Annotated in this window: 11 protein-coding genes; all 11 read right to left on the bottom strand. The window is 41.1% G+C overall.

Annotation, left to right across the window (positions count from 1 at the left end; translation table 11 throughout):
- Window positions 1-19: 19 nt before the first annotated feature.
- Window positions 20-1,423, bottom strand: coding sequence for a radical SAM protein (locus B3600_RS22120; RefSeq protein ID WP_286754405.1), 1,404 nt, complete (start codon window positions 1,421-1,423; stop codon window positions 20-22).
- Window positions 1,424-1,434: 11 nt separating this feature from the next.
- Window positions 1,435-1,674, bottom strand: a complete 240-nt coding sequence (locus B3600_RS22115; RefSeq protein WP_046675824.1) for a hypothetical protein — start codon at window positions 1,672-1,674, stop codon at window positions 1,435-1,437.
- 5 nt (window positions 1,675-1,679) lie between these two features.
- Window positions 1,680-2,438, bottom strand: coding sequence for a prolipoprotein diacylglyceryl transferase (locus B3600_RS22110; protein ID WP_286754404.1), 759 nt, complete (start codon window positions 2,436-2,438; stop codon window positions 1,680-1,682).
- Window positions 2,439-2,575: 137 nt separating this feature from the next.
- The gene (lysA, locus tag B3600_RS22105) at window positions 2,576-3,736 is read right to left on the bottom strand and encodes a diaminopimelate decarboxylase (RefSeq protein ID WP_070569692.1); all 1,161 of its coding nucleotides are present in this window, start codon (window positions 3,734-3,736) and stop codon (window positions 2,576-2,578) included.
- A gap of 15 nt (window positions 3,737-3,751) precedes the next feature.
- The gene (locus tag B3600_RS22100) at window positions 3,752-5,065 is read right to left on the bottom strand and encodes an aspartate kinase (protein ID WP_046675821.1); all 1,314 of its coding nucleotides are present in this window, start codon (window positions 5,063-5,065) and stop codon (window positions 3,752-3,754) included.
- Between the two features lie 125 nt (window positions 5,066-5,190).
- A complete protein-coding gene (locus tag B3600_RS22095) occupies window positions 5,191-6,138 on the bottom strand; it encodes a D-2-hydroxyacid dehydrogenase (protein WP_115048054.1) in 948 nt (315 codons plus the stop codon).
- 144 nt (window positions 6,139-6,282) lie between these two features.
- A complete protein-coding gene (gene serC, locus B3600_RS22090) occupies window positions 6,283-7,353 on the bottom strand; it encodes a 3-phosphoserine/phosphohydroxythreonine transaminase (protein WP_070569687.1) in 1,071 nt (356 codons plus the stop codon).
- 186 nt (window positions 7,354-7,539) lie between these two features.
- Window positions 7,540-7,797, bottom strand: a complete 258-nt coding sequence (locus tag B3600_RS22085; RefSeq protein ID WP_070569685.1) for a hypothetical protein — start codon at window positions 7,795-7,797, stop codon at window positions 7,540-7,542.
- A gap of 55 nt (window positions 7,798-7,852) precedes the next feature.
- Window positions 7,853-9,115, bottom strand: coding sequence for an NADP-dependent isocitrate dehydrogenase (gene icd / locus B3600_RS22080; RefSeq protein ID WP_286754403.1), 1,263 nt, complete (start codon window positions 9,113-9,115; stop codon window positions 7,853-7,855).
- 25 nt (window positions 9,116-9,140) lie between these two features.
- Window positions 9,141-11,264, bottom strand: a complete 2,124-nt coding sequence (locus tag B3600_RS22075) for a cation:proton antiporter (RefSeq protein ID WP_070569680.1) — start codon at window positions 11,262-11,264, stop codon at window positions 9,141-9,143.
- Between the two features lie 115 nt (window positions 11,265-11,379).
- Window positions 11,380-12,597, bottom strand: coding sequence for an ABC transporter permease (locus B3600_RS22070; protein ID WP_070569678.1), 1,218 nt, complete (start codon window positions 12,595-12,597; stop codon window positions 11,380-11,382).
- Window positions 12,598-12,739: the final 142 nt, after the last annotated feature.

Here is a 12,739-nt window from a genome sequence, read left to right as displayed (position 1 = left end):
AAAAATAACTTATCTCCTGTTAAAATCGAATAGCATCGGAGAGTTTTAGTTCTTCCAGCCGTTTTATTTTATCATCACGATAAAATAAATTCATCGTTTCAAAAGGAATCAACTTCAAATCTTTATTGACGATGTGGACACAAGATTTCTTAACAGCACGAACATCAAAATCGTAGGCGTCCATAAAATTCATAATGATAATGCGGAAAAGATTGTCGTAATCAAGATCAGGTGCGCACACTTCTGGCAAACAGCAAAGTAACTGGTTTACTTTTGGCTTTACCTTATCCACCGAAATTCCTGTGCTAAATATATCCAACAACTGCATCTGAACACCTTTGTCCTGTTCATAGACAATGGTATTGCGCGATTGGTTATTTAATAAAATAGCCGGATCAATATGCCGGGTCAAGGGTATCCGCTCATCGCCTATCTTCAGGATATAACCCATCGCCAACGCATCAGGATTACAAGGAACAGGAATAATATCATGTGGATCCAATAGGGAATATTGATTCAGAATTTCCTGACGCACCTCGGTCAGTGTCATTTTATGCTGCTGTGCATCGGTCGCATTTCGCCCGGCAATTTCCACCGGTTGAAAAGTTACCCCGCGTACACATCGCTGTTGTAAAGCGTACTCCAAGATTTCACCAATTTCATCATCATTGGTTCCCTTTTCTAAGACCACAACCAATGTTGTACTCAGATTGAGCGCATTTAATTTGTCAATGGCCTTTTTTCGGACATCCGTGAGATCTTTGCCCCGAAACTTTTCGAGCACGGATGGGCGAAAAGAATCAAACTGGAGATAGATTTCAAATTCAGGCGCATAGGTGGCGAGTTGCTCAGCAAAACCAGGATCATTGGCAATTCGGATACCATTCGTATTGAGCATGAGATGCTTAATAGGTTTTGTCTTCGCAATGTCTAAAATCTTAAAAAAATCAGGGTGTATGGTTGGCTCTCCACCGCTGATCTGAACCACATCTGGTTCACCCTCACTTTCGACGATTTTGTCAAACATCTGTTCAATCTCTTCCAGCGAGCGATGTCGTCCGTAGTGGGGCGACGACATGGCGTAACAAGTTGGGCAGGTCAAATTACAACGGTCGGTCACCTCAACAATGGACAAGCAGCTATGCTGCTCGTGATCTACACATAAACCGCAATCGTATGGGCAGCCATAATGTACTTCGTTGTCAAATTTCAACGGTGTTTCGGAGGCTTTATTATAATTCCGAATGTTCTTATAATAGTCAACATCCGTCGCAATCAGCGTTTTGAAAAAACCATGATCGGGACAGTTTTTGGTCATAAATACCTGTTCATCCTCGATAATAATCTTGGCACCCACACGCGAAAGGCATGTTGGACATAGGCTAATGGTATAATCGTAGTACGTATAGTTTCTTACTGGCATCGTTCTGATTTCTAGTTCATAAAGGTAAGTCCGCAGGCAAGCCCTCCTGCCAGCATTGCTCCAATTCCGCCCAACAATACTTTAAGCCAGGGATTGACATTAAACTTCGACTCCTTATTACCTGCTTTAATAATCGAGCCGATAATAATAACCAAAAGTGCAATGCCAATCACAATAGCACCTATAGTAAGAAGAAAAAGTCCCAACATCGCGGTACTTTCCGATCCAAATGATCCTTCAAGCAAATACATGATTCCTATTTTTTGATTAAACGTTCATTTTTTAATAAATAAATATAATAAATTATCACCACGATGCAGGTAATTTGTATGGTACTTAGCCCCAAAAGTATAATTGCCCGTGGCTTAATAAAGTCCAAAAGGAAACGAAAACTAAAATAACTAAGCATAAAAAGCTGAAACAACACACCATTTCGATAATTGTATCGTCGTTTAAAAAGTTGGAGCGTTACAAATAAAAGCAGCAAAAATGCGATTTCATACAGCGCAACTGGATGCCGTTTGTAGGCATCGCCCAAGTACATCCCCAATGGAGAGGTAGTGGGTAAACCGTAGGTCTGCTCGAATACACCCGTGTAAAAACATCCTATCCTGCCAATGACAATTGCGGTAATTAAAGGAAAGACCATCCGATCCCCGGTACTTTCTTTTTTACCCATGATCTTTTTCATCCCTTCTACAGCAACCAAACCTCCTGCCAAACCACCGATTATCGTATTATTCACCCAGATGTAGGTCAATTTATGTGTCGCATTGAGCAACTCAGCCGGACGCTCGAGGGACCCGATAATATGCGAGCCGATTAAAGCGCCTAAGCCGGCAGCAATAACAATAAGAAGTGAATTGGTATGCCCTAAACTTTCCTCATCCTTCCACTTGAGCAGTTGGTAATAACGCATCCCTATAAACATCCCCAACCCTTCCATAAAAGGATGTAAGAGAAATGTTTTTCCAAACAAATCTATCGTAACCGGAAATTCAATTAGCACAAGCATAAACAAGTATACGAAAGACGATCAACAAAATGATAAACAAAATTGCTCACCAAGCAGACAGGACGCCAGCATTTAAAAACCAAAAAAGCCAGTCCGAGAAATGGACTGGCTTAAGAATAATTATTTTACGACAGCTATTAAAGCTGATTGCTATACACAAACCGTATTTCCTCACGGAGGTTATAACGCGAAGCCATCACTTCGCCATAGGCGCCTGCAGAACGAATGGCAATTAAGTCGCCACGTTTTGAGACCGGAAGTGGCACTTCCTTACCAAAACAATCTGAAGATTCACAGATCGGTCCAACCACATCATAGTTAATGGATTCTACAGTGTCCACCGCACTGATATTCTCAATTTTATGATAGGCCTGATACAAGGCCGGGCGCATTAATTCAGTCATTCCGGCATCCAATACCAAGAAATTCTTCTTGACACCATTTTTGACATACAAGACACGGCTTACCAAGCTTCCGCATTGCGCAACCAAAGCCCGTCCCAATTCAAAGTGCACTTCTTGCTGTGCTGTACGCTCCAGGAAGCGGTCGAAAATATCAAAATAGGCTTCAAAATCGGGAATTGTATTCCCATCCGGATTTTTATAATCTATCCCCAATCCGCCACCGACATTCAATACACGGATTTGTGTACCGCGTTCTTCAAACCAGTTTTTCCATTCATTGACTTTCACACACAGGCTTTTGAATACGGTCATATCCGTAATCTGTGAACCGACGTGAAAATGAAGACCTACCAATTCAATAGACTCACATTTTTTAAGCACGGCTGCACATTTTTCCAAATCGGCATTGGGCACACCAAATTTGTTTTCATCAAGCCCTGTTGTAATATAATGATGGGTATGTGCATCCACGTTTGGATTGATCCGTAAAGCTACATTCGCTTTTACACCTTTCTTTGAGGCAAGCTCATTGATGACCTCAAGCTCCTGAATGGATTCAACATTAAACGCGAAGATATTTTGATCGAGCGCGTAATTGATTTCCTTATCGGATTTACCAACTCCTGCAAAAGTAACTTTTTTGGAATCAAAGCCACATTCAATGGCTTTCTTCACCTCATTGCCGCTCACACAATCCGCACCAAAGCCGACCGCTTGAATCGCCTTCAATAACTCGTCATTAAAATTGGCCTTTAATGCATAATGAACATGAAATCCCCGTTTGTGCGAAGCAGCATGCGCAGCCTCCAGGGTCTTGTTTAACACATGCAGATCATAATAATAAAACGGCGTTTCTTTCTCTGCAAACTTCGCCGCGATACCTGTATTTATCATATAAAAACCTAATTCTTAAAATAAACGATTGTGCAATGAACGTAATGCTTCAGTTTTATGATCTGAATTCAATAGAATAGAGACGTTAAAGTCTGAACCACCGTACGAAATCATACGAACTGGAAGGTGTTTTACAGCATCAAGTACGCGAGCGGCATAGCCATGGCTATTCAAACCAAAATCCCCTACAACGCATACAATGGTCTGATCACCATCCACTGTTACTGAACCAAAATCTTCCACTTCTTTGATAATATCCGCCAAATTTGTGGTATCATCAATCGTCAAAGACACCGCCACTTCCGAAGTTGTGATCATATCGATTGGTGTTTTATAACGCTCGAATATTTCAAAGACACGGCGCAGGAAACCGTAGGCAAGTAGCATTCTCGACGAATGGATATGAATTGCTGTGATACCGTCTTTCGCTGCTATAGCACGAATACAACCTTTCTGCGCACCGTCTTTACTGATCAATGTCCCTTTTGCATTGGGTTCCATCGTATTCAACAACCGAACTGGAACGTTATATTTTTGCGCTGGGAACACCGATTGTGGATGTAAGATTTTAGCACCAAAATAAGCCAGCTCCGCAGCTTCATCAAAGCTTAGATGTGCAATCGGTGTGGTTCCTTTGACAACACGGGGATCATTGTTGTGCATCCCGTCGATGTCAGTCCAGATCTGAACTTCCTCGGCACGGATTGCTGCCCCGATCAAGGAAGCCGTATAATCTGAACCTCCACGGCGCAAATTATCAATTTCACCAAAAGAATTACGGCAAATAAAACCTTGCGTGATAAATAGGGTATTTTCTGGACTCTGGGCCAAAATATGGCTTAGCTTTTCGCCAATGTAATCAACCATAGGCTCATTGTCTTCATCAATTTTCATAAAGTCCAGGGCTGGCAACAGCACGGATTTTACGCCAATTTCATTCAGGTAAAAATGCCATAAAGCGGTAGACATCAATTCGCCCTGTGCTAAAATAACTTTCTCCTCGATGGGTGTAAACAATTCGTTGGCCAAGGTAGAAATCAGGTTAAAATGGTAATCGATCAATTCTTTACCATTTTTATATCCCTGTTCAGTACTGAAAAGTTCTTTAATAAGGTCTTCGTACTTATCCTTATGCTTCTTGACCAACTCTTTAGCTTCGTCCTTCTTACCTGCTGTGTAAGCTTGACCGATTTCAACCAAAGCATTTGTCGTTCCAGCAACTGCGGACAACACGACGATCTGACGTTCAGCAGGGTTTACAATATCCAACAACCCTTTGATACGTGCTGCACTCCCCACGGAAGTACCACCAAATTTTAAAACTTTCATACTGAAGTTACAATTATTAAATTTCTGTGTGCCAATATAGGCAATTCATGAATTTATATTAAAAAAAATGCGGCACAAAATCATGAAAGTTTTGTGCCGCATATCTGATATGTTATGCGGAAGAATTACTTCTTCAAGTTTTCGATCAGTAGACCGGCCAATTCTTCGCCGATTCTTTCTTGAGCTTCATTAGTTGCCGCTCCAATATGTGGCGTCAATGAAATTTTCGGATGTTTCAAAATCTCCTCACGTGGAGTAGGTTCGTTGTCGAATACATCTAAACCAGCAAATGCTACCTTGCCCGAATCCAATGCTTTCACCAATTCCAACTCATCAATAACGCCACCTCTAGAAGCATTGACTAAGCCTACACCATCTTTCAATAATGGGAACTCTGCAGCTCCAATCGCTGGTTTATCCAAAAATGGAACGTGTAAAGAGATAAAATCTGAAACTTTCAATAGCTCGTCCATCTCCACTTGTTGAATAGGCACGTCAACCTGGATACCACCTGAAAGTGTTATGGTCAACGCTTTTGGTCCTTCGAACAAATCCGTATAAACCACATCCATCCCTAGACCAATGGCGATTTTGGCAACTTCGCGACCGATACGGCCAAATCCAACGATACCGATCGTCTTACCACGAAGCTCCGTACCGGCACCATAAGCTTTTTTAAGGGCGCCAAATTTTGTGTTGCCCTCAACAGGCATTTTTCTGTTGGCATCGTATAAGAAGCGGACACCATTCAATAGGTGAGCAAACACCAGCTCAGCAACGGATAGCGAAGATGCCGCCGGGGTATTGACAACAGCGATGCCTTTTGAACGGGCATATTCTACGTCAATATTATCCATGCCTACTCCACCACGGCCGATAACTTTCAAATTAGGGCAGCCATCAATCAGGGCCTGACGCACTTTAGTTGCGCTACGTACCGTGATTGCGTCATAAGCAAGAAGCTTTTCTGGAAGCTCTTCTTGTGGAATATGCGTTGTATCTACACTATGACCGGCATCTTCCAGCATTTTTTTTCCTAGTGGATCGATACCGTCATTCGCTAATATTTTCATCTTTATAATTCGTTTTTAAAGGTAGCAGTACCATTCAACTCATTGGAAGATCCAATCCCGTGAATACGATACGACCTTTATAATTCGTAATCTAACTAATTATTTATTCGTCAACTGTTAAATTTCAGCAACATGCATGCAGCCTTAGGCTGTATGCGTGTCCTCAAATTCTTTCATGGCATCAATCAACGCATTTACGCTGCTCAATGGTAAAGCATTGTAGATTGAAGCTCTAAATCCACCGACAGAACGGTGACCTTTGATGCCAATCAAATTACGTTCTTTCGCCAAAGCCAAAAATTCAGCTTCCAACTCTGGTGTATCCATCACAAAAGTAACATTCATGCGTGAACGGTCTTCTACAGCAGCAGTACCTTTGAATAATGGGTTGCGATCGATTTCATCGTATAAAGCACGTGCTTTGATGATATTCTCTTGTTCCAATACCGAAACACCGCCTTTTGCTTTTAACCAACGAAGGTTTAACATCGAAACAAAAATCGAATATACCGGTGGTGTATTGTACATTGAACCACCGTTGATATGCAATTGATAATCCAACATCGATGGAAGAATACGTCCTGATTTACCTAAGATATCATCTTTAACAATCACGAGTGTAACACCTGCAGGTCCCATATTTTTTTGAGCACCAGCATAAATCAAATCATAGTCAGCAACGTTGATCTCACGTGAAAAAATATCAGAAGACATGTCAACAACCACTGGCAATGCGGTTTCGGGTTTATCAAAAACCTCCGTACCGTAAATGGTATTGTTGGCTGTATAATGAAAATATGCCGCATCTGTTGGGATGGCATATCCCTTAGGGATATAGGAATAATTTTTATCAATCGACGAAGCTACAACATCTACTGTACCGAATTTTTTAGCTTCTTTTAATGCTTTTGTAGCCCATACACCCGTATCCAAATAAGCAGCCTTACCGCCTTCAGGTAAAAGATTCAACGGCGCCATTGCAAATTGCAAACTTGCCCCTCCTTGAAGGAAAAGAATCGAATATCCCTGAGGTACTGCCAATAACTCGCGTACTAATTGTGTGGCTTCATCTATCACTGCTTCAAACTCTTTGGAACGGTGAGAGATCTCTAAAATTGATAAACCGGTGTTGTTAAAATCAATTACAGCTTCTGAGGCTTGTTGAAATACTTCCTTTGGCAGAATACATGGACCTGCTCCAAAATTATGTTTCATTGATGTTATAGTTTGTTTGATTGCTATTTTTTAACCCTAGCTAAGCAATCCGTTGTTTAAAAACCAAAGGTAAAATAAAATTATATATTTTTCAACTAATCTGTTTTTTTATTGAAAATTTATAAAATTCTAAATGATTTCAATAAAAAGATCGCACAACAAACAGCTAATTCAATGCAAAAAACATCAAATAAGCAACACTTTCCATGCCATATCTACCTGATTATCTTGCAAATACTCCTTAGCCTTGAGCTGAAGATGGGTATTACGAGAAGATTGATCGCCAATAAAGGCATTTAGCAATTCGTAAATTTCAGGGAGACTCGTTATATCATCTACCTCCTGTGGCGTGGGTAAACGGTCGACCTGAGCCAACTTCATTTTTTCGTTCTCCGTAAAAACGGTCGATTCCTTTATAAAAAGTGGCAGCTGATTGTAATCCATAAAAAAGCAGAAATTTTATTCAAATTTCTGCTTAATATCTCAGAAAATAAAATTCTTATATTTTTTCAATAATTCGATCTGCAAATTCGCATGTTTTGACCAAGGTCGCATCATCCATCAAATTGTAAAAATCCACCGTCACAGTCTTAGCCAATATCGTTTCTCCTAAGGCCTTAACAATTGCCGCCGCCGCTTCGGTCCAGCCGAGGTATTCGAATAGCATAACACCGCTTAAAATAACCGATGAAGGATTCATGGTATTGGTATTTGCAAAGCGAGGTGCAGTACCATGGGTGGCTTCAAAGACAGCGTGCCCGGTTTTAAAATTGATATTAGCACCCGGTGCGATCCCTATACCGCCAACCATTGCTGCCAGCGCATCAGAAATATAATCACCGTTCAGATTCAACGTTGCTACAACAGAAAAATCCCGTGGATTCAGCAGGATCTGCTGTAAAAAATTGTCGGCAATCATATCTTTAATCAAGATTTTACCGGAATCCAAGGCCGCTTTTTGCTCTTGGTTAGCAACCTCAGCACCCTTTTCCTCTTTCGTTCGCTCCCACTGTCCCCACGTATAGGTTTTGTCGGCAAATTCCGTTTCAGCAACCTCATAAGCCCACATCTTAAAAGCCCCCTCCGTAAATTTCATGATATTTCCTTTGTGGACAATCGTCACGGAAGGCAAATTGTGATCAATAGCATGTTCTATCGCTGCACGGACTAATCTTTTGGAGCCCTCTTCAGAAACCAGCTTGACACCGACGCCTGTCGTGGCCGAGAAATTGTAATCAATATCAAGCTCATCATGCAAGAAATCCTGGAATCTGTTGGCTTCAGCTGTTCCTGCCTGAAACTCTATTCCAGCATAAATATCTTCGGTATTTTCGCGAAAAATCACCATATCCACATACTCGGGATGTTTGACTGGCGAAGGTACACCCTCAAACCATTTTGTCGGGCGTTGACATACATAGAGATCCAAATCCTTACGCAACGCAACATTCAACGAACGGATTCCCCCGCCTACTGGCGTGGTGAGCGGCCCTTTGATTCCAACCAGGTACTCTTTTAATACATTCAACGTATCTTTTGGTAGCCATTCGCCTGTTTCGTTGAAAGCTTTCTCACCTGCCAACACCTCCTTCCATGTTATTTTCCGTTGTCCGCCGTACGCTTTCTCCACCGCCTGATCAAAAACACGCACTGCCGCATGCCAGAGGTCAGGACCAATGCCGTCGCCGATAATAAAAGGAATTGTTGGAAAATCTGGAACCTGTAAAGTTCCTTCACTTGACATTGTAATCTTATTTGACATAACCTTCAATTTTAACGGACAATAACTATCCCTTATTAAACATATTTCCGATTTCTTTGCTAATTTTTCTAAAGATTGGTGCAGCTTCAACATCTTCATATTCGTCGATGTGCGCATTTTCCACTCTACTAGGAAACACTAAAACAAGATTTTCGTTTGCATAAATACGATCTAATTTCTTTGCTACTCCATCCAGCGAATCCCGATAGGAAACTTCTCCATTTCTAGCCGACACAAAAATAAACATCGCATCCTCCTCCTTAAACGCTTTAAGGCCCTGTAAATTGTCCCAGTTGTCGTAATGTTTGAATGTGACAGGAACAGAATTTTTCAATTCGACGAGATGTTCTTCAATGGCAGCGGCAGAACGTGTATCAACCACAAAAGTGATGGACAGGGATAATTCCTGGGCAAACTTGACCACCTTCTCCAGCCAGTATTCGAAACCAAATTCCGCCTCGCACATCGGTGGTGCAAAAACGACAATCGACTTATTCGAAATAAAAGGTTTTTTAAAATGACATAACATCACATTAGCCGAGGTTCTATTTAAAATACTTTCCGTTTTCTCCCCGACAAACTTATCCATAAAATTGGCCGCACTTGGCCAGCCCAAAACAATACAATTGGCAGAAACCTCTTTTGCCGACCGCGCAACCCCGCTGGCAATGTTTAAATCTATTGTAGCACTTATATTCACATTTGTTTCACTACCCGAAGCATACCTGACCATATTGTCCAGGTTCTTCCGTGCTTTAGACATGTTTAATTGTGCCTGTTCATTATCTTTCACAACGGACACAATATTGACAGGATAGGAACATTTCTTGCTTTTAATATAGGTTGAAAAATCCAAAATCGGCTCCATATTATCCATATTAGCGATAGAAATCAAGATGTTTTCATCTTTTTCCTTTACCACATCAGTATGTTCTTCGTCCTGTTCGCCATCCATAACCACTTTACGTGAGGCATTTCCCGTCACCACCGTGGCGACAATGCAGGTCACCAAAATCAGCAGAATCGTACCATTAAGCACATTCTCATCGATAATGCCGTTCTTATGTCCAACCATAATAACGGCCAGTGTTGCCGCAGCATGTGCACTACTTAAACCAAATATTAGGTTACGTTGACCACGGCTGTATTTAAAAACAATCTGTGTCAGCCAGGCGGCCACATATTTTCCGACGATAGCCACAACGGTCAGTGTTCCGGCAATAATAAGGGCCTGCGGCCCTTTCAAGATCACGCTGACATCGACAATCATGCCCACAGATATCAAGAAGAAAGGAATAAAAATCGCATTACCGATAAACTCGATCCGGTTCATCAAAGCCGAAGAATGTGGAATCAGTTTATTGAGGGCCAGACCGGCCACGAAAGCCCCAATAATCGGCTCAAGGCCGGCAATTTCCGCTAGAAAGGCCGCAAAAAACACAACCGAGAGAACGAAGATATAATTGGACGTCTTCTCACTCCCCAAGCGCTCAAAAAACCATTTCGCGATCCTCGGAATAACACCAAACATGATAAACAGAAAGATAGCAAAGGAAATCGTCAGGGTAATCCAAAATTCATTACCTATATTTCCCTGAGAAACGCCAGTAATTACAGCAAGAATAATCAGCACGGCCGTATCGGTCAGGATTGTTCCACCGATCGTAATCGCAACAGCCTCCATTTTTGAAATACCATAGCTATTGACGATGGGATAAGAAACCAGCGTATGGGTAGCAAACATGCTTGATATCAACAAACTCGGCAAAACACCGTAACCCAATAAAAAGTGACAAACGGGATAGCCAATACTGATCGGCACGATGAATGTCAAGAAGCCAAAGAGCAAGCTCTTATTTTTTGTCTTTTTAAATTCATTCATGTCCAACTCGAGCCCGGCAATAAACATGATATAGAGCAGGCCTATTGTTGAAAAAAGCGTTATGGCCGAGTTTTTTTCCAGCCAATTTAGTCCATGCGGTCCAATAATAACGCCGGATATAATTAATCCTATAATCCCCGGAACCTTAATCGGTCGCAGTACAATCGGTGATAACAGGATAATAAAAAGTACCAGTGAAAATATAAGTACAGGATTTTGTAAAGGTGCTTCGAAGGCGTGGGAAATATGCTCAAAAGTTTTATTCATATGTGCTTGTATACTAGCCGTAAAATATAAATACTTATTTTTCTATACAGCTCGAAAAATAGTTAACAGCACTAAAAATACGATTTTTTAAAGAAAGCGAAGCCTAAAAAGAGCGTTACTTAAAAGAAATGGCTTTAATCGGACTAATTTTGGTAATTAGCATTGACGGAATAAATAAAGAGATCATTCCGATAAACACAACAGCCAAATTGACAAGAATCACATCAGACCATTGAAGTTGAACGGCCACATAGGAGATATAGTAGGTCTTCTCATCCAATTTAAAGAAATGGGTAAAATCCTGAAAAAAGTAAAAACCGAGGCCAATAAGATTACCGATTAACAATCCGAGGCCGATCAGGTACAAGGCACTGTACATGAAGACGCGGCGAATTCCGGCATTGTGATACCCCAATGCCTTTAAAATACCGATCATTGAAGTACGCTCAAGAATGGTGATCAGCAAGGCGGAAATCATATTGATAATAGCCACGACCGTCATCAATATAAAAATGATTTTGGTGTTCATATCCAGCAGTTCCAGCCACTGAAAAATATCGGGAACCTGATCCTTGATATTAATTGCCTGCATATCGATAGGCAACAGATCTTCAACCTTGTTTGTTGTCCGTTCGAGCTGACTAAAATCTTTGATCCGAATCTCATAGCCCCCTACCTCATGATCATCGAGGTTGCTCAGTTTGCGGATGACATTGAGAGACCCGATCACATAGACCTTATCTAATTCTTCAGAGCCTGTATTAAAAATGCCCTTAATGACAAATTTACGTTTGCGTATAGGATCCTGCACGAAATACATAATAAAATCGTCACCGACTTTTAAGAGCAATCGATCTGCGAGATACTTAGAGACTAAAATCTGATTATCGGCATTATCCGATTTAAAGTCTATCATATTCCCTTCCACCAGCATACCTTGAAACGGCTGCTGATTATACAATGAATCGATACCCTTGAGAACCACGCCTTCCACTTCATTGTTGACATTGATGATTCCGGCCTTGGTTGCAAAGGAACTGATGGAATTGACTTGAGGAATTGCCAATATGGACTTGCGGACCTCCGGTGCAAGTGTTATGGGCGAATTTTCGTAAGACTTATTCAGGTCGTAACGTAAAACCAATACATCGGCAAAAAAACTCCGTTGCTTACTGATAATCTCTCCCTTAAATCCGCGCAATACCGCAATAGATATAATAATCGCTGCAATAGCAAGAGCAATGGCACCAATAGTCACCCGAACGATCAATTTTGAGAACGTTCTTTTTCCAGAAAATGCGATCCGATTTGCTAAAAAATAAGGAAAATTCAAGCTTTCAATATATTTATGTAACTTCGCAAAGTTATAAAAATTTGTTATTTACAAAACTGAAATGACAAATTATTAGGTGTTTTTCAGTAGGCTATTCAACGAGGAGGCTCCTGCACTGGTTTAAAGAGTTTTATAAAAATTT

It is taken from the genome of Sphingobacterium sp. UBA2480 (assembly GCF_002341965.1).
GTDB lineage: Bacteria > Bacteroidota > Bacteroidia > Sphingobacteriales > Sphingobacteriaceae > Sphingobacterium > Sphingobacterium multivorum.
This window is presented reverse-complemented; position numbering and strand designations above follow the sequence as displayed.